This window comes from Bizionia paragorgiae (assembly GCF_900107625.1).
Classification (GTDB): domain Bacteria; phylum Bacteroidota; class Bacteroidia; order Flavobacteriales; family Flavobacteriaceae; genus Bizionia; species Bizionia paragorgiae.
In genome coordinates this window covers 126,467-143,851 of the sequence record NZ_FNQK01000007.1, presented here as the reverse complement: position 1 = coordinate 143,851, position 17,385 = coordinate 126,467, and the positions used below count along the sequence as shown (strand labels likewise).

The window sequence follows — 17,385 nt, the reverse complement described above, 5'->3', positions numbered from 1 at the left end:
ACACTAAATTATACGGTATTTAATATGACTATTTCAATTTGGAGATACAGCCACCTTGCTTTAGCTGTATCTTCTTTTGTGTTTGTTTTTCTTGCGTCCGTTACTGGAATCGTTTTAGCTTTTCAGCCAATATCAGAACAACTTCAGCCTTTTAAAAGTGATGGTTTTGATACCGCTTCTTTAGCTGAGACCTTATCGGTGTTTAAAAAAACATACCCTGAAGTAACAGCTTTAGAAATAGACAAAAATGATTTTGTTTCTGCTTCGGTAATTACCGAAGATAACAAAAATTTGAATGGTTATTTTAATCCCATTACAGCCGAGTATCTCGGTGAAAAAGTAGAACCCTCAAAACTTTTTCAATTTGCAACTACACTGCACCGTTCTTTATTTTTAAAAGGGGTCGGGCGCTTTTTTGTAGGATTGTGTTCTTTTTTACTCTTTTTAATAGCCGTTTCTGGTGCTATTTTAATTATTAAACGACAACGGAGTTTTAAAAAGTTTTTTTCAAAAATTGTGAATGACAATTTTGCGCAATATTGGCACGTGGTCTTAGGTCGATTATCTTTAATTCCTATTATAGTAATCACGATTACTGGTGTGTATTTATCGCTGTTAAAATTTAATCTGTTGCCCGAAAGTAAAGCTTCGCATACTGTAGATTTCGAAGCTATTTCGGAAACTCCAATACAAGAAATTGAAGCATTTACTGTTTTTAAAAACATTCCTCTTGCCGATGTTAAATCCGTTGAATTTCCGTTTTCTAGTGATGTTGAAGATTACTACACCATTTATTTAAAAGACAAAGAAATTGTTGTTAACCAATTTACCGGTGAGGTTTTAAGTGAGATTAAATATCCTTTAGTCACACTTATTTCAGCGTTAAGTCTTAATCTCCACACCGGAAAAGGCAGCATTATTTGGTCTTTAATTTTAGCATTCGCTTGTTTAAATATTTTGTTTTTTATCTATTCTGGTTTTGCAATGACGCTAAAACGCCAAAAGGCAAAACTGAGAAACAAGTTTAAAAAACACAAATGTGAGTATATTATTTTGGTAGGTTCAGAAAACGGTAGTACCATTCCTTTCGCTAATGCCTTTTACAAACAGTTAATTAAAGCAGGAAAAAAAGTTTATATAACCGAGCTTAATAAGTACGAAACGTTTAAAAAAGTAAAACATATTATTGTGTTTACTGCAACTTATGGAGAAGGCGAGCCGCCAACAAATGCGAACACTTTTTTAGAACAATTAAAAAGTACCGAGCAATTGTATCCTATTTCTTTTTCGGTAGTTGGTTTTGGGTCGTATGCCTACCCAGATTTTTGCCAATTTGCATTAGATGTAGACCGAGGTTTTAAAGCCAAGAAAGCGCATCAGTTTTTACCACCTTTTAAAATTAACGATCGTTCTTTGGAAGCTTTTAATCAATGGATTTATTCCTTTAACAAAGCCTCTGGTTTAGTATTAGAAATTCCGCAGAAAAAATTAGTATCACCACCAAAACAGACTAAAGCTTTACAGGTCATAAGTAAAACAGATGTTGTATCTAATCCAGACGATACCTTTATTATTACACTAAAACCATCCAGAAAACAGCGTTTTAATTCGGGCGATTTATTGGCGGTATATCCAGAAAACGATTATCGAGAACGTTTATATTCAATTGGTAAAGTAAACGGGAATGTCCAGTTAAGTGTCAAGCATTACAGAAATGGTTTTGGTTCTAATTATATTAATTCGCTTCAGGAAAACGCAGTTTTTAAAGCACGAATTATTAGAAATTCAGCCTTCCATTTTCCGTCAAAAACAACACGAGTTCTTCTAGTGGCAAATGGCACTGGTATAGCACCTTTTATAGGGATGACACACGAAAACACCTCTAAAATTGAAACTCATTTGTATTACGGATTGAGAGAAAAACAGTCTTTAAATGTGTACAAAAAAGATTTGGATAGCGCTTTACAAAAAAAGCAGTTAACACAATTGCATTTGGCATTTTCTAGAGTAGAAAACAAACAATATGTGCAAGATTTATTACTAGAAGATGCTCCTTTTGTAGCCGAAACCCTTAAAAATAATGGGGTTGTAATGCTTTGTGGCTCCTTAGCGATGCAAAAGGGGGTTTTACAAGTCTTAAATGTGATTTGCGAGAAGTACAACCAAAAGCCATTGCGCTATTACCAGAGCAAAAAGCAATTAAAAATGGATTGTTATTAATCATCTAAAAATTATCGTGATGTGCCATAGACTAAAAATTTTATCAAAAGGGAAAAGTGGAAGTCTTTCTGTTTGCCAAGATTGCGATATTTACTACTTAGAATTTAATAATCTTTATTTTGAGTTTAATAACGAGCAGTTTAAACAGTTTAGGTGTTTTTTATTGAAAGTAGATAGTACGTATTGGGAAACGGAATACGCCAATGCCGATATTAATAGAAAAATTCCAATACCATCGGAGCAAGAGAATTTGGTACTTATGTTTAATCGGTTCGAAATTGAAGAACTAAAGGACTTAATCCTGAATAAAAAAAGTAGCAGATTTTTAACTGTAGATGATATCGATTATAGGTTTTTTTTAAACTAAAGGTGATTTAACTGAGAAGTAAACTCAAAATCAAGACTGTTAGTTTGTAAAATCCTTTTCTGTATTTAGGTCAGCATCTGGTTCTATCGTTTCTCCAGCTTTTAAGCTGTCATCCTCTTGTTGGTCTTCATAAGATTTAATAATAGTAGGCAGTACTAAGGGCGCTATACTTTTTACGGGTTCGTAAAGCATTGAGTCTTCGATTTCTTCTTCAGATAAAAAAGGCAAGGTATTATTCATGGTGTTAAAAACACTCAATACAACACTTAAAATCAGTGCTATTTTTAAAGCTCCAAAAACCCCTCCAAGTAATTTGTTTAAAATACCTAAAGCGGCAAAGCTAGCGAGCTTAGTCAGTGCTTTTCCGGCCAGAGAAATGGCAATAATAATCACTACAAAGGTTATAGCAAAAGCGGAAATGCTAATTGTTTGCTCGTTCCATTCTGTTTTAGATTCTAAATACGTACTCGCAAAGTGACTAAAATGGATGGCTCCATAAACCCCGGCGACTAGCGCAACCAAGGAGGCTATCTCTACAAATAACCCTTTCATAAAACCACGCACCAAACCAAATAGTAATAAGGCCGCTAGTACAATATCAATAACACTCATAATACTTTAGAATTTTAACAAATATAAATTAACTTTGCCACTGCAACCAAATACCTTTGTGTTTTACGTTGTAAATTCATGATTTAGACTCAAAAACCACTGTTTTAGGTTTAATTATCAATAAAATATCACTAATTAAAAAGACCTCCTGAAATCAGGATTCATATATGTCAAGAGACACACAATTAAAAGAACGTTGGGAATTGCTTGTAGATAGGCTTTCTGCACAGTTTGCCGACGGAGACCCCCTAGACTTAGACGCAATTATTTACTTGGTTGGCGTTCAGGAATTAGGGCAACTACACCGTCGTTTTAAAAAAGACCACAAACTCGATTTAATGCATATTGCCATCTGCAAATTACTCAGCCCTTACGGCTATTATGAACTGGATTATGTCGACGAAGAAGGCTGGCCACATTACACTATTAAAGAAGAATTGCCACATTTAAAAGCTGGTGAACAGAGTGTTTTAATGAAAGAAGCCTTGGTTAATTACTTTGTAGAAAACGATTATATACAATAAATATTAGGGCGTTACCCAAAGGGTCAGGCTATGCGCTAAATCTTTTTGCAAAAAGCGCAAAAAGGATATCGCTGCTATCCTTAACGCAAAAATCACAAAAAAAACAGTAAATTTGCAGCCGTTTTAATTACTAAGTGATCGGTAATCACAAGATATTATGATAGATAAGATAAAAGAACTTATAGCAGAAGCAGAAGCTTTTACAGCGCAATCTATAGAAGAAGTAGAAGCCTTTAGAATACAATATTTAGGTAAAAAAGGACTGCTTAATACGTATTTTGCAGAGTTTAAGAATGTTGCTAACGATCAGAAAAAAGAATTTGGTCAAGCCATTAATCAGCTAAAAAATACAGCTCAAGATAAAGTAAATGCTTTAAAAAGTGAGTTGGAAAGTACAGAGGAAGCGTCTCTAAATGGCGATCTTTCAAGACCTGGTGATCCTATTTCTATAGGAGCGAGACATCCTATTTCACTTGTTAAAAATCAAATTATCGATATCTTTTCTAATATTGGATTTAACGTTAGTGAAGGGCCAGAAATAGAAGATGATTGGCATAATTTTACAGCATTGAACTTGCCAGAATACCATCCGGCACGTGATATGCAAGACACGTTTTTTATTCAAACCGATCCAGATATATTATTGCGTACGCATACCAGCTCGGTACAAGTGCGTTATATGGAAAACAATACACCGCCTATTCGTACTATTTCTCCAGGTCGCGTGTATAGAAACGAAGCTATTTCCTCGCGTTCACATTGTTTTTTCCACCAAGTAGAAGGTTTATATATAGATAAGGATGTGAGTTTTGCCGATTTAAAACAAACACTACAATATTTTACAACCGAAATGTTTGGGAAATCTAAAATTAGATTGCGTCCGTCATACTTTCCATTTACAGAGCCTAGTGCAGAAATTGATGTGTATTGGGGACTAGAATCAGAAACCGATTATAAGATTACAAAAGGTACTGGATGGTTAGAAATTGGAGGTTGCGGTATGGTTGATCCTAATGTGTTAACAAACTGTAATATCGATCCTGAGGTATACTCTGGTTTTGCATTTGGAGTAGGTATAGATCGAATTGCGATGCTATTACATCAAATTAGCGATATTAGACTGTTAAGCGAAAATGATGTGCGTTTCTTAAAACAATTTAAAAGTGCTTTATAACGTTTAGTTACGTTTTATTATAACCTTATAAACCGATAGCGATATCGGTTTTTTTTTTATTTAACGTTTTTTTAACTTCGTTTGGTTCGGATGAAACCGAACGTATTGTATTTTTGTACTTTTAAATTTTATAATAGTATATAAAAATGGCAGTACCTATTTGTGAGAAAAAAACAGAACTCGTCGAGAAATTGGGAGTTCATATTGAGAACAAAGAGCATTTAGCTCCGGTTGCTGCTCGGGTTTTAGCCTATATTATCCTAACAGGCAAAGTAGGAACTACTTTCGAAGATTTAGTAAACCGGTTATTAGCGAGTAAAAGTACAATTTCTACACATTTACACCACTTACAAGATGCAAATCGTATAAAATACTTCACAAAAGTGGGCGATCGCAAAAAATATTTTGTGGTTAATCATGATAATATCATCCGAAATATAGACGAAATGTTAATGGGATGGGATGAAGAAAAACAACTGCACTTGGAAGTTAAAAGCTATAAAGAGTCTATTAATGCTTTAGAGTCAAGTACCGAAGAGGAGCGTTTCGATTTAAGTTTTCATAACGATTATTTAAAATTTATCGAAGAAGCATCGGCAACCATGAAACATTTAAAACAAAAATTAGAAAACAAGAATAATAAATCTTAACTATAAACACCAAATCAATGAAAATCAACTCAATACATAGTCTGTTTGTGCTAAGTTTAGTGCTTATTTTATCAAGTTGTGGCGAAAAGGAACCACAACAACAAGCACCTCGTGTCATGCCTTACCCAGTGGTGAAAGTCGAAAATCAAACCATTACATCGTATAATAGTTTTCCAACACGTATTGAAGGAGAAGTTAATAGTGATGTTAGACCTAAGGTATCAGGATATATTAAAAATGTATTAGTGGACGAGGGTGATGTTGTAAAACAGGGGCAACTATTATTTAAATTAGAAACGGCTGCTTTAAGTCAAGATGCAGAGGCTTCAAAAGCGAATGTTAATGCTGCACAAGTTGAGGTTGATAAACTTAAACCGTTAGTAGAAAAAAACATTATTAGCAAAGTGCAGTTAGAAACTGCTAAAGCAAGATTAGCACAAGCAAAAAGTGCCTATAATGGTGTTGCTGCTAATATTAACTATGCTAATGTAAAAAGTCCGGTAAATGGTGTTGTAGGATCTATAAATTATAGAAAAGGTGCGTTAGTAAGTGCTCAAGATCCTTTACCTATAACCAATGTGTCGTCTATAGATAATGTGTTTGCTTATTTCTCAATGAACGAAAAGCAATTTATCGATTTTATTGCTGAGGCTGAAGGCGAAACGTATCAAGATAAAATCGCGAATTTTCCAAAAGTAAAATTAAAATTGGCAAACAATGCGTTTTATGAACAAGAAGGAACTATAGAAACAATTACAGGTGATATCAATCAGCAAACAGGTACAATCACTTTTAGAGCGAAGTTTTCGAATGCATCGGGTGTGTTAAGAAACGGAAGTAGTGGTACGGTTTTAGTTCCAAATACCTTTAAAAATGCTTTAGTTGTACCAGCCGAGTCTACGTTTGAAAGACAAGGTAAGTACTATGTTTATGGAGTACAAGGTGATTCGTTAGTTACAAGACCAATTGCAATTAAAGCAACTGCAAACCGATTATATATCGTTGAAAGCGGATTAGAAAAAGGAGAAACTATTTTAGCAAAGGGTATTAATAAATTAGGACCTGGAAGTAAAATTAAGCCTATGCCAATTTCTATGGATAGTATTGTAAAATCGTTTAATACCGTTTTTAAATAATAAAAGTATGTTCAAAAAATTTATTGAAAGACCGGTATTATCAACGGTCATATCCATTATCATCGTAATTCTTGGGGTTTTAGGACTTGCCGAATTACCGGTGACCCAATACCCTGATATTGCACCTCCAACAGTGCAAGTAAACGCTTCTTATCCAGGGGCGAATGCAGAAACGATATTAGAAAGTGTTATCGTTCCTATCGAAGAGCAAATTAATGGTGTAGAAGGGATGACTTACATCACCTCTACAGCCAGTAACTCTGGTTCGGCATCTATACAGGTGTTTTTCGAGCAAGGTTATGATCCTGATATTGCGGCAGTAAACGTTCAAAACCGTGTGTCTCGTGCTAATGCCTTATTACCTTCGGAGGTAATACGAGCGGGAGTGATTACAGCGAAGCAGCAAAATTCGGCCTTGTTATATGCGGGATTATATTCTACAAATCCTGAGTACGACGATACCTTTATTCAGAATTATTTAAATATTAACGTCATTCCAGAACTACAGCGTATTAATGGTGTAGGTGCTGTAAATGCTTTTGGAGCTAAAAATTACGCGATGCGTATTTGGTTAGATCCTGCTAAAATGGCGGCTTATAAATTAGAGCCTAGAGAAGTCACACAGGCTATTAACGAGCAAAGTTTAGAGGCGGCTTCGGGGTCTCTAGGGCAAAATGCTGGTGAGTCGTTCGAGTATGTTATTAAATATAAAGGACGTTATAAAACGGCTGAAGAATATGGGGATGTTGTTATTAAGGCCTTAGGAAACGGTCAGTTTTTAAGAGTTAAAGATGTAGCCAAAGTAGAGCTAGATGCCTTTTCTTACTCTTCTTTATCTCGTTCTAGAGGGTATCCTTCATTAAGTTTTGGAGTTTTTCAAACACCAGGATCTAATGCTCAGGATATTATTAATGAAATTTATGAGCGCTTAGACGAGTTAAAAGAAGATTTCCCTGAAGGGATTGATTATATCGTAAATTACGATACTAATAAGTTCTTAACAGCTTCTATTGGTAAGGTAAAAACAACCTTGATTGAAGCCTTTTTATTGGTATTCCTTGTGGTGTTTGTCTTTTTACAAGATTTTAAATCGACTTTAATTCCAGCAATTGCTGTTCCAGTATCTATTGTCGGTACCTTCTTTTTCTTAAATCTTTTTGGTTACTCGATAAACTTACTTACACTTTTTGCATTACTTCTGGCCATTGGTATTGTGGTGGATGATGCCATTGTAGTCGTAGAAGCCGTACATGCTAAATTGGAAGAAGGATATACTGATGCTAAAAAAGCATCGATCTCTGCCATGAGCGAAATTAGTGGAGCTATTGTATCCATTACTTTAGTGATGATGGCGGTATTTATTCCTATTACCTTTATAAAAGGACCTTCGGGAGTATTTTACGAGCAGTTTGGTGTAACCTTAATGATTGCCATATTTATTTCGGCGATTAATGCCTTGACTTTAACGCCAGCATTATGTGCTATTTTCTTAAAGCCACATAATGACGATCCGAATAAAAAGAGAAGCTTTATGCAGCGTTTTTACGACGCTTTTAATACTGGTTTTAATGCAACCACTAATAAATATGTGGCCTCATTAGGCTTTTTAATCAAACATAAATGGGTTACTGTTGCCATATTAGGTATTAGTGTGTTTGGTATTTTTTGGATGAGTAATAACATTCGTACAGGATTTGTACCTGCTGAAGACCGTGGGGTTATTTTTATGAATGCACAGTTGCCTCCAGGTTCTTCATTAGACCGTTCGTTCCAAGTGACTGAAATCCTTAATGAGAGTATAAAAGAAATTAAAGGTGTTAAAGGAGCAACCTTTATTAGCGGTCGAAACTTTTTCTCTGGAGAAGGGAGTTCGAATGCTATGGGATTCCTTATTCTAGATAGCTGGGAGGAACGCACCTCTGATTCAGAATCTGTTGATGCTATTATCGGACAGTTATTTGCTAAGGCAGCTGTTATTCCTGATGCTAATATTATTTTCTTTACCCCGCCAAGTGTACCAGGATTTGGTAGTGCCGATGGTTTTGAAATGCGATTATTAGACCGTGGGGCTAATCCGTTAACAGAATTGGATGCTACAGCAACCGAATTTGTTGGCCTGTTAAACCAACAACCTGAAATCGGATTCGCATCGAACTCATTTAGTACGAATTATCCGCAATTGGAATTAGATATTAATATTGAGCGTGCTAAAGAAGCAGGTATTTCAACAAGTGCAATTCTATCTGCCTTACAAGGGTATATAGGTGGTAATTATGTAGCCGATTTTAGTCGCTTCGGTAAACAGTTCCGTGTATTTGTGCAGTCGTTACCAGAGGATAGAACAGACGAGGCAAGTTTAAATAGTATGTTTGTAAAAACGCCTAGTGGTGACATGACGCCTATTTCGCAGTTTGTAACATTAAATAGAACTTATGGTCCGCAAACCGTAAACCGTTTTAACTTATTTAATGCGGTAACCGTAAACGGATCGACAGCACCAGGATATAGTTCTGGGGATGCTATTGCTAAAATAAACGCTATTGCAAAAGAAAGTCTGCCGGAAGGTTATAAAGTAGAGTTTTCAGGAATTACTAGAGAGGAGATTGCGTCTTCAGGACAATCGGCGGTTATTTTTATGATTAGTATCCTGTTTGTATATTTCTTTTTATCGGCACAATACGAAAGTTACTTGTTACCATTAGTGGTTATTTTTTCTCTGCCAATTGGTGTTGCGGGAGCTTATTTAACCACCTATTTTTCAGGACTTGAAAATAATATATATTTCCAGATTGCATTAATCATGCTATTAGGATTATTAGCAAAGAATGCGATTCTAATTGTGGAGTTTGCGATTCAACGCCGCCAACAAGGCTTATCGTTAGTTGATGCTGCAATTGATGGGGCAAAAGTAAGATTACGTCCGATTTTAATGACCTCTTTTGCCTTTATTTTAGGGCTATTGCCTTTAGTGTTAGCAAGAGGTGTAGGTGCAGCAGGAAATAATTCTATTGGTACTGGTGCTGCCGGTGGGTTGTTAATAGGTACTGTAGTTGGGGTGTTTGTCATTCCAGTATTGTTTGTGGTTTTCCAATGGTTACAAGAACGTGTTTCTGGCGCTCCAGAAGTAGATACTAACGAAACTCCTCAAGAAATTAATTAGTTATGAGAAAACAAAGTTTATATAATATAGCCCTTATTATAGGGATGTCTTTGGTGTTAACCTCTTGCTTTGTAGCAAAAGATTATGAAAGACCGACTTTAGAAGAAACAGAAGCGCTATACCGCACCGATAATTTGCCTACCGATAGTCTGTCGATGGCCGAGGTGTCATGGACTACGCTATTTACAGATCCGTATTTAAAACAGTACATCGATGAAGGTTTACAAAACAATATCGATGTGCGTATTGCGCTACAGCAATTGGTTGCTGCAGAAGCCTATGCTAAGCAAGGTAAAGCAGGGTATTTACCAACTATAAATGCGGGAGCCAATGCCACACATCAAGAATTGTCTGAAAACGGCCAATTTGGAGCGCTATCTTCTGGTGGTTCTATAGATCAGTTTGACTTATCGGCTAGTTTATCATGGGAAGCAGACATCTGGGGAAAGATAAGAAGTAATAAGCGTGCTACCCAAGCGGCTTATTTGCAAAGTGTTGCAGGGCATCAAGCGGTGAAAACACAGTTGATTTCTAGTATCGCAACCGTGTATTACAACCTGTTGGCTTTAGATGCTCAGTTAGAGATAACCAAAAAAACAATAGCTACTCGCGATAGTAGTGTGGTGACTATTAAGGCATTAAAAGATGCTGGGCAAGTCACTCAAGTTGCTGTAGACCAAAATATTGCACAATTTAATAATGCAAAGGCGCTACAGGTCGATTTAGAAATGGCTATTTTTAAAATGGAGAATACCTTAAGTATTTTATTGGGTAAAGGGCCACAGCAGTTTGAAAGAAGTGCGTTGGATCTTCAAAATATAGATGCCGATATTCGTTTAGGTGTTCCGGCAACGCTATTGCGTAATCGCCCGGATGTTATGGCTGCCGAATACGGACTGATACAAGCCTTTGAGCTAGCAAACGTAGCGCGTAGTAATTACTATCCGTCATTAAAATTAACGGCGACTGGTGGCTTCCAGAGTTTGGAATTAGATAAATTATTAAGCGCGAACTCGCTTTTCGCAACACTTATTGGTGGCGTAACCCAACCCTTACTTAACCAGCGTAAAATAAAAACACAAAATGAAGTTGCTAAGGCGCAACAGGAGCAAGCGTTATTACAATTTAAGAAAACGCTACTAGTAGCCGGATCGGAAGTGTCTAATGCTTTATATGCTTACGATTCTGAAACTAAAAAAATAGAATTTAGAGAATTGGAAGCAGCGGCATTAAAGAATGCCGAAGCTAATTCTGAAGAATTACTTAAAAACGGTTATGCTAACTACTTAGACTTATTAACGGCTAGACAAAGTGCATTGAGTGCCGAGCTGAATAAAGTGGACAGTAAGCTGCAACAACTTATTGCTATGGTAAATCTCTATGAAGCTTTAGGTGGTGGCTGGAAATAACTTAGTCGTTTAAAATGATTACGAAAACCACCCTTATAGAAAGTTCTATTGTTAATTTCACGAAGTTTGGAAGCAAGCAGTTTACATTAGACGAACTTTCTAAAGTTTTAGGGATTTCTAAAAAAACGATTTATAAACACTTTGAGAATAAAGAGGATCTTGTGGCTCAGAGTATACAGTTTTTAATCGATGATTTTAATAGCGAAATACAGCAGATTATAGCTCAAAATGCTGGTGATAGTATCGTAACCATTATCTTAATTTATAAAAAAGGGTTTGAGTATTTAAAATACTTCAAACCCTCTTTTTTGTTTGAAATTAAAAAGTACTACCCCAATGCCAACCAAATTTTTGAGGCTTTTAGAAAAACGTTGGTTTTTAGCACGATATTTAGCTTATTAGAGCAAGCTAAATCTGAAGGTTGTATTAAACCAGAAGTGGATATTAGATTAATTTGTGAGTTGTATTTTTTAAGAATGGATGCGATTGCTTTTAAATCGGATGCGCTTTTTGAAACCTATTCTTTAAACAGCATTTTGGAGCATGTTGTTATATTTAATTTGCGTGGAATAACAACGATGAATTATTCTAATTCTTATTTTGAATAGATTTGTATTTTTGCAGTATGAAACAAGATATTGATATCCCAAAAGTTGAAGGTGTTTACGTGGCGATCGTAAATGAATACAACGACATTTATAAAACTCAAGACTGGAACGCTTACATTATTAATGATAATGATGACGCTTTAGAGATGGTAATTATTGTTACCGACGGTTATTCTGAAGACAAGATAACTTCTAAATTTCGTAAGAAAATAGATGTATTACCTAAAAAGAGTTATGCTAAAATTGAATTGATGCAAGAGGAATTATTTGCGGTAAACAATCAATTTAAAGTCACGTATTTTAAGGGTAACACGATGTATGATAAGGTGTATACCTTTAGAAAAAACACGATCAATTTAAAAGCCTTACAGCCTGTTCCATTAATGGAAGCACGAGGTGTTTTAGTAAAGTAGTATGTAAACCCTAATTTTTGTAGTATATTACTTAAAAAATAGACTATGAAAAAAATACGAGCAATTGGGTTTATCTTATTAGTAGTTGGGGTTGTGCTCCATTTATTTGTGGAGAATGACAGTATCGATTTTGTTACGGGATTATTTATGGGAGCAGGTTTTGCCTTATTAATTTTGGGGCAGTTAAAACGAAATCTTTAGGTTTAATATAAGGTTTTAAACGTACTGTTGTAGCTCTGTTTTGCGATAGGGATTGCAGCAGAAATCCTTTTGGAGCGTCCCGCATCAAAAGATTGTAGCGTAAAGCCCGACCCTTTGGGGAACGCCCATAAAAAGTAAGTTCTGAAAAAGAAAAAAAAACGGTCTGCTAATCGAGTTTTTCGGCTAGTTTTATAAATTCCTTTTTCGGGTCTTTTCCCTCGTATAAAATATTATAAACAGCGTCTATAATATACATTTTAGTCTTCTTTTTATTTTTCTGGTTGATTAAATGAGCGCTTTTTGTAGCGTAATAACCTTCGGCAACCATACTCATTTCCATTTGTGCCGATTTAACCGTGTAGCCTTTTCCTATCATGTTTCCAAACATGCGGTTTCTTGAAAACAGGGAATAACCAGTGACTAACAAATCGCCTAAATAGGCCGAATTGTTAATGTTGCGTTTCATTTTATGTTTTTTCTTAATAAAACGCTTCATTTCGCGAATAGCATTACTCATTAACACACTTTGGAAGTTGTCGCCATAACCTAAACCATGGGCAATACCAGCTGCTATAGCATAAATATTTTTAAGCATAACGGCATACTCGGTACCAATAACATCGTCGCTAATTTTTGTTTTAATATAATCGCTCGATAGGGCATTCGCAATATGTTGTGCTTTCTTAGCGTCGTCGCAAGAAATAGTAAGGTAAGAGAGACGCTCTAAAGCGACCTCTTCGGCATGGCAAGGGCCTGCAATAACAGCAATGTTTTGAAAAGGGACCTTGTAAATATCATGAAAATGTTCTCCGAGTAACAAACCGGTTTCAGGAACAATTCCTTTTACCGCCGAAACAACCGTTTTATTGGTGATATCGACCGTTAGTTTTTCTAATTCAGAATAAATAAAAGCCGACGGAACAACAAAAATTAAAACATCGGCATAATTAGCGATCTCATTAATATCGTTGCTTATTTTTAATTGCTCTATATTAAATTCTACAGAGCTTAAGTAGCTCGGGTTATGTTGTTCTTTTATTAAATGTTCTTTGGTATACACGCTGCGCATGTACCATCCAACTTCGGTCTGATTCTCGCATAACATCTTTACAATGGCAGTGGCCCAGCTTCCGGATCCAAAAACGGCATATTTCAATTCGTTACTCATAGTCTCTTTTTTAAAACCTATACTGTCTTTAAAGTAGGCTTCAAAAATACAAAAATATTAATGATCGCTAACCCCTTGATACAAGAGCTTTAACGTTTTTGGCACAACTTTTGGAAAACGTATACTATCAATCTTTAAAATCGACAGTTATGAAACAATTAAAACACATTTTAAGTCTCCTGCTTTTGGCAGTCGTTGTATCGTCTTGCCATACAGATGTAATTGTTCACGATGATTACGTTAATACCACACCGCCTCCACTAAGTGTGAATCAATTGTTAAACGCCTACGAGTTGTGGTATGTTGATATTAACGAAACCGTAGGGTATGGTGAAACGCCTTTCTTGCAAATGGCATTTACCATTTCATTTAGAAATGGCGTGTTATATGCTAATAATAATTTAGTAGGTATTAGAAGTCAAGGTAATGGTTTTGGAATCCCTATTGGGGACTATAACGCTTATAATATGGTATTGGATGTTGATCATGATATTGATGGTCTTGATACGTTTGACGTTTATCAAATAGACCATAATACTATAGAACTCTATAATCCATATAACGATACGTCTTATTTTTTAAATGGATCTCAGCGCTCTACATTTGACTATGATTATGTGTTTTATGACAATATTCATTATTTCTTACAAGAATATGAAGCTTGGGAAAAAACGTATACGAGTAATTACGGGGCACTGAATGCCTTTGATGATGAAAACTTTTTACAGTTTTTAGGGGGAGGTAATGATGCCACATTTAGAAGTTCTCAGGATATAGTAGGTACCGCACCCTATGCGTTATATTGGGATTATATAGGTAATTACGGAGTAGGTGATGTTGTAGGTAATATGTATTTAAAAACTTTGACTTTAGACTACGATTATTTTGATAATGAGTTTTTTGAACTTGATGTTAGAAACGATCAAACTATAGAGCTTTTTCACGCCGATTCTGGTACACTTTATAGATTTAAGGGGCGTGGCTATATTGAATATTTAAAGGAAGGAACAACAATAGACAAATCTAAATCGTCGGGAGAGAAGAAAAGAAAACAACGTACGGATAAAAAAGAGAACAGTCGTACGAACTCTCGTGTACTTTAATAATAATAACAAAACTACTTCGCATTAACAGGTTGAGTAGTTTTGTTAATTTTAATAAGATTTTAACGCCATAAAGTGTTAAAATTAGTAGGAATTGAATAGGATTTTTTTAAACTTTACAAGAATAGAACACATTAATTATTAATATTAAAAACCAATAAAAATTATGGGATTATTTTCATTTATTAAAAATGCTGGAGCAAAAGTCTTTGGAATAGGTAAAACTGATAAAGAAGAAAAAGCTGAAGCAGAAGCAGCAGAACTAAAGTTAGAAGTAATGGCTGCTAACAAATTAAAAGAAACAGTACAAGATCTTGGATTAGAGGTGGAAGGACTGACTATTTTAATTGACGATGATAAAGCAACTATTTCAGGTAAGGCTGCAGACCAATCAACGCGCGAAAAAGTGATTTTAGTTGTTGGTAATAGTGATGGTATTGCTACAGTAGATGATTTAATGACGGTAGAGCACAAAGAACCAGAAGCGCAATTTCATACGGTTGTAAGTGGCGATACCTTAGGTAAAATAGCTAAGAAGTTTTATGGAAATGCAATGAAATATCCAGTTATTTTTGATGCGAACAAACCTATGCTTTCAGATCCAGATAAAATTTATCCAGGTCAAGTCTTACGTATTCCAACGTTAGATTAGTAAGTATACATAACCACAATTAAAAAAAAAGCCAACTCAATTTGAGTTGGCTTTTTTTAATTAACTAAATAAATATAAAAAAATCAGTTGGTTTTATTGGTGGTTAACTCTTTAAAATCACTGTCGATAAAATACTTTAAAAAACAAAAAGTAGAACCAATAAATGGAAGCGCTAAAATAATGCAAATCCAGCATGTTCTATTTGTTGTGTTTTGCTCGTTATTAAGGATAAACCATATGCTTAACGCAATGTATCCAAATAAAAAAGCAAACATTAGAAGTAAAGTTAAGGGGTTTACTACCGTCATATCTATCTATTTTGAATAAAAATATTGGATTCCTACGAGTTACCGGCAACCGTTAATCGATATTTATTGCATTTCGTCTAAAACAGCTGTTATTTGAGTTTTTGCATTACGGCAAAAACCGTAATTGTAGGATTTATCCTAGTTTTAGCACTTCGCGTTGCTCATAAAAAAAGCCCAACCTGTTAGGGTTGAGCTTTGCTACTTGTACTATAAACTAAATAGAAATGTTTATGGTTTCTTGCCAAACTGTTCCGCTAATATCCGTGAGGTATACGGTATACTTCCCGGCAGGTAAATTCGCAAGTGCACGATCTTTAATAGAAAGTGTCGCTTTTGCGCCCAAAGGAATAATCATACTGTGTTTTCCCGGTTTTACCTTGGCAACATAGGCGTTGTTTATTTGCTCTTCTGGAAATTGTGATAAACGTGTGCCGTCTAAAGTTAAAAGTGTTTCTCCAGCCTCATTTTTTAAATCGATTCCAATTAAAAATGAACCATACACATCGACACCTTCAACTCTAAAAACTTGAAACGATAAGGTGTTGTCTTTTATAACACCTCCACTAAGTTCTATTTTAGGTTTAACAGATTTGTTGTGTAATGTCCCCCATACGCCACCATGAAAATACTGGTTTGTGAATAAGGTGAGTCCTAAAATTAAAAATGAACCTGTAAAAACGATTTTATGTAATAGGTTTAATTTAATGGGAAGTACTCCCGATCCTAACCAGCTAAAAACTTTTGTTTTGGTGATTTTAGACTCCTTTTTAAGCAAGAGGTAATCTAATGAGTATTTACCGCTACCGGTAAGGAAAATGGTAAATCCGGTGGCGATACCGAGTACCCCGATTTGCCATTCGTCTAAACAGGTTGTTCCAATCCATCCTGCACCTAACAAAATACCCATAGCGAGTCCGAAAACGCCAATACTCATAAGGCGTGTAAATAACCCTAACATCATACATAAGCCAACAATAGCTTCTACAATTGTAAAAATGGCCATAGACCACCATAGGGCTTCTGGATGGGTAACTAAGTATTCTATAAGGGGTTTTATTCCTAAGGCATTTGGTAAAAAGTGATTGAATTTTTCGCCAATATACCCCACCCCTTCAGGGTCTAGTTTGTCCGCTAAAATTAAACGACGCCAAAAGGCAGAGAAATAAGTCCATCCTACTACCAAACGTAGGGACATAGTAAAAAGGCCAGCCATATTATATGACTGCAGTATTTTTTGATCTTGCATTGCTATAAATTATATATTAAAAAAATTGAGATTTAAACGAAATGTAGCGTGTTTAAATCGTAGACTTTCAATCTTTTATATAAAATATATAGTGGGAGTTCTGAGTAGCGTTTAATATGCTGTTCTACCCAATATGATGGTTTGCGAGTTGTATGCGTTGCTAAAAACTGCTGAGAAAAGGCTTTAAAATCTTTCTTATCAAGCGTTTTCTTTGTCGCGATTACAGTTTCTAATTGCGATTGATCATTCCAAACATAACAACTAATTAATTGGGGTGCAGTTGTTTTGTTTTTATTGAGTGATCGAGACACTTCAAGGTCTAATGCACTTTGTACCGCACCTTTAACCGAGCATGGCGAAAGTAATAATAGCAAAGCGAGTAACGGAAGTGTTAGGAGCTTTAGGCTTAATATTTTTGAGTTTTGCGACTGCAT

At 35.4% G+C, this 17,385-nt stretch carries 18 protein-coding genes; 13 read left to right on the top strand and 5 right to left on the bottom strand.

What is annotated here, in order from left to right; translation table 11 throughout:
* Positions 1–24 precede the first annotated feature (24 nt).
* Both BLV64_RS06815 and BLV64_RS06810 read left to right on the top strand, forming a co-directional pair.
* Positions 25–2,220: a PepSY domain-containing protein gene (locus tag BLV64_RS06815; RefSeq protein ID WP_092133451.1), complete on the top strand. Its 2,196-nt coding sequence runs from the start codon at positions 25–27 to the stop codon at positions 2,218–2,220.
* 19 nt (positions 2,221–2,239) lie between these two features.
* Entirely contained in the window at positions 2,240–2,587 is a 348-nt protein-coding gene (locus BLV64_RS06810) for a DUF6686 family protein (RefSeq protein WP_092133450.1), read from the top strand.
* A 39-nt stretch (positions 2,588–2,626) separates the two neighbouring features.
* Here BLV64_RS06810 and BLV64_RS06805 read toward each other — a convergent pair whose 3' ends face one another.
* Positions 2,627–3,199: a CvpA family protein gene (locus tag BLV64_RS06805; protein WP_092133449.1), complete on the bottom strand. Its 573-nt coding sequence runs from the start codon at positions 3,197–3,199 to the stop codon at positions 2,627–2,629.
* 167 nt (positions 3,200–3,366) lie between these two features.
* On the opposite strand from BLV64_RS06805, the gene BLV64_RS06800 reads away from it, so the two are divergent.
* From BLV64_RS06800 to BLV64_RS14535, 9 genes are all read left to right on the top strand, one after another.
* Positions 3,367–3,723 carry a hypothetical protein gene (locus tag BLV64_RS06800; RefSeq protein ID WP_092133448.1) on the top strand — a complete coding sequence of 119 codons (357 nt, stop codon included), beginning with the start codon at positions 3,367–3,369 and terminating at the stop codon, positions 3,721–3,723.
* 157 nt (positions 3,724–3,880) lie between these two features.
* The gene (pheS, locus tag BLV64_RS06795) at positions 3,881–4,897 is read left to right on the top strand and encodes a phenylalanine--tRNA ligase subunit alpha (protein WP_092133447.1); all 1,017 of its coding nucleotides are present in this window, start codon (positions 3,881–3,883) and stop codon (positions 4,895–4,897) included.
* 146 nt (positions 4,898–5,043) lie between these two features.
* A complete protein-coding gene (locus tag BLV64_RS06790) occupies positions 5,044–5,547 on the top strand; it encodes a GbsR/MarR family transcriptional regulator (RefSeq protein ID WP_092133446.1) in 504 nt (167 codons plus the stop codon).
* A 17-nt stretch (positions 5,548–5,564) separates the two neighbouring features.
* Positions 5,565–6,683, top strand: coding sequence for an efflux RND transporter periplasmic adaptor subunit (locus BLV64_RS06785; protein WP_092133445.1), 1,119 nt, complete (start codon positions 5,565–5,567; stop codon positions 6,681–6,683).
* Positions 6,684–6,690: 7 nt separating this feature from the next.
* Positions 6,691–9,843, top strand: a complete 3,153-nt coding sequence (locus BLV64_RS06780) for an efflux RND transporter permease subunit (protein ID WP_092133444.1) — start codon at positions 6,691–6,693, stop codon at positions 9,841–9,843.
* A 2-nt stretch (positions 9,844–9,845) separates the two neighbouring features.
* Positions 9,846–11,252 (top strand): efflux transporter outer membrane subunit, encoded by a 1,407-nt coding sequence (locus BLV64_RS06775; protein WP_092133443.1) that lies wholly within the window; start codon positions 9,846–9,848, stop codon positions 11,250–11,252.
* A 14-nt stretch (positions 11,253–11,266) separates the two neighbouring features.
* Positions 11,267–11,860 carry a TetR/AcrR family transcriptional regulator gene (locus BLV64_RS06770; protein WP_092133442.1) on the top strand — a complete coding sequence of 198 codons (594 nt, stop codon included), beginning with the start codon at positions 11,267–11,269 and terminating at the stop codon, positions 11,858–11,860.
* A 17-nt stretch (positions 11,861–11,877) separates the two neighbouring features.
* Positions 11,878–12,273: a hypothetical protein gene (locus BLV64_RS06765; RefSeq protein WP_092133441.1), complete on the top strand. Its 396-nt coding sequence runs from the start codon at positions 11,878–11,880 to the stop codon at positions 12,271–12,273.
* A gap of 45 nt (positions 12,274–12,318) precedes the next feature.
* The gene (locus tag BLV64_RS14535) at positions 12,319–12,474 is read left to right on the top strand and encodes a hypothetical protein (protein ID WP_177165303.1); all 156 of its coding nucleotides are present in this window, start codon (positions 12,319–12,321) and stop codon (positions 12,472–12,474) included.
* Between the two features lie 166 nt (positions 12,475–12,640).
* Here the strand turns inward: BLV64_RS14535 and BLV64_RS06760 are convergent, their stop codons facing one another.
* Complete coding sequence (locus tag BLV64_RS06760; protein ID WP_092133440.1) at positions 12,641–13,642, bottom strand: NAD(P)H-dependent glycerol-3-phosphate dehydrogenase; 1,002 nt, start codon at positions 13,640–13,642, stop codon at positions 12,641–12,643.
* A gap of 149 nt (positions 13,643–13,791) precedes the next feature.
* On the opposite strand from BLV64_RS06760, the gene BLV64_RS06755 reads away from it, so the two are divergent.
* Positions 13,792–14,745: a nicotinic acid mononucleotide adenyltransferase gene (locus tag BLV64_RS06755; protein ID WP_092133439.1), complete on the top strand. Its 954-nt coding sequence runs from the start codon at positions 13,792–13,794 to the stop codon at positions 14,743–14,745.
* Positions 14,746–14,911: 166 nt separating this feature from the next.
* Complete coding sequence (lysM, locus tag BLV64_RS06750; protein WP_092133438.1) at positions 14,912–15,397, top strand: peptidoglycan-binding protein LysM; 486 nt, start codon at positions 14,912–14,914, stop codon at positions 15,395–15,397.
* An 83-nt stretch (positions 15,398–15,480) separates the two neighbouring features.
* Here the strand turns inward: lysM and BLV64_RS14870 are convergent, their stop codons facing one another.
* The 3 genes from BLV64_RS14870 to BLV64_RS06735 form a co-directional block, all read right to left on the bottom strand.
* Positions 15,481–15,672, bottom strand: coding sequence for a PLDc N-terminal domain-containing protein (locus BLV64_RS14870; protein ID WP_394332343.1), 192 nt, complete (start codon positions 15,670–15,672; stop codon positions 15,481–15,483).
* Between the two features lie 247 nt (positions 15,673–15,919).
* Positions 15,920–16,951: a TQO small subunit DoxD gene (locus BLV64_RS06740; protein WP_092133436.1), complete on the bottom strand. Its 1,032-nt coding sequence runs from the start codon at positions 16,949–16,951 to the stop codon at positions 15,920–15,922.
* A gap of 32 nt (positions 16,952–16,983) precedes the next feature.
* Positions 16,984–17,385: a hypothetical protein gene (locus BLV64_RS06735; protein WP_092133435.1), complete on the bottom strand. Its 402-nt coding sequence runs from the start codon at positions 17,383–17,385 to the stop codon at positions 16,984–16,986.

Bases quoted from the DNA above. Each gene is read 5' to 3' on its own strand.
- BLV64_RS06800 (WP_092133448.1), top strand. From the start codon at position 3,367: ATGTCAAGAGACACACAATTAAAAGAACGTTGGGAATTGCTTGTAGAT.
- BLV64_RS06735 (WP_092133435.1), bottom strand. From the start codon at position 17,385: ATGCAGTCGCAAAACTCAAAAATATTAAGCCTAAAGCTCCTAACACTT.
- BLV64_RS06810 (WP_092133450.1), top strand. From the start codon at position 2,240: ATGTGCCATAGACTAAAAATTTTATCAAAAGGGAAAAGTGGAAGTCTT.
- BLV64_RS06760 (WP_092133440.1), bottom strand. From the start codon at position 13,642: ATGAGTAACGAATTGAAATATGCCGTTTTTGGATCCGGAAGCTGGGCC.
- BLV64_RS06815 (WP_092133451.1), top strand. From the start codon at position 25: ATGACTATTTCAATTTGGAGATACAGCCACCTTGCTTTAGCTGTATCT.
- pheS (WP_092133447.1), top strand. From the start codon at position 3,881: ATGATAGATAAGATAAAAGAACTTATAGCAGAAGCAGAAGCTTTTACA.
- BLV64_RS06755 (WP_092133439.1), top strand. From the start codon at position 13,792: ATGAAACAATTAAAACACATTTTAAGTCTCCTGCTTTTGGCAGTCGTT.
- BLV64_RS06740 (WP_092133436.1), bottom strand. From the start codon at position 16,951: ATGCAAGATCAAAAAATACTGCAGTCATATAATATGGCTGGCCTTTTT.
- BLV64_RS14870 (WP_394332343.1), bottom strand. From the start codon at position 15,672: ATGTTTGCTTTTTTATTTGGATACATTGCGTTAAGCATATGGTTTATC.
- BLV64_RS06790 (WP_092133446.1), top strand. From the start codon at position 5,044: ATGGCAGTACCTATTTGTGAGAAAAAAACAGAACTCGTCGAGAAATTG.
- BLV64_RS14535 (WP_177165303.1), top strand. From the start codon at position 12,319: ATGAAAAAAATACGAGCAATTGGGTTTATCTTATTAGTAGTTGGGGTT.
- BLV64_RS06765 (WP_092133441.1), top strand. From the start codon at position 11,878: ATGAAACAAGATATTGATATCCCAAAAGTTGAAGGTGTTTACGTGGCG.
- lysM (WP_092133438.1), top strand. From the start codon at position 14,912: ATGGGATTATTTTCATTTATTAAAAATGCTGGAGCAAAAGTCTTTGGA.
- BLV64_RS06780 (WP_092133444.1), top strand. From the start codon at position 6,691: ATGTTCAAAAAATTTATTGAAAGACCGGTATTATCAACGGTCATATCC.
- BLV64_RS06770 (WP_092133442.1), top strand. From the start codon at position 11,267: ATGATTACGAAAACCACCCTTATAGAAAGTTCTATTGTTAATTTCACG.
- BLV64_RS06775 (WP_092133443.1), top strand. From the start codon at position 9,846: ATGAGAAAACAAAGTTTATATAATATAGCCCTTATTATAGGGATGTCT.
- BLV64_RS06785 (WP_092133445.1), top strand. From the start codon at position 5,565: ATGAAAATCAACTCAATACATAGTCTGTTTGTGCTAAGTTTAGTGCTT.
- BLV64_RS06805 (WP_092133449.1), bottom strand. From the start codon at position 3,199: ATGAGTGTTATTGATATTGTACTAGCGGCCTTATTACTATTTGGTTTG.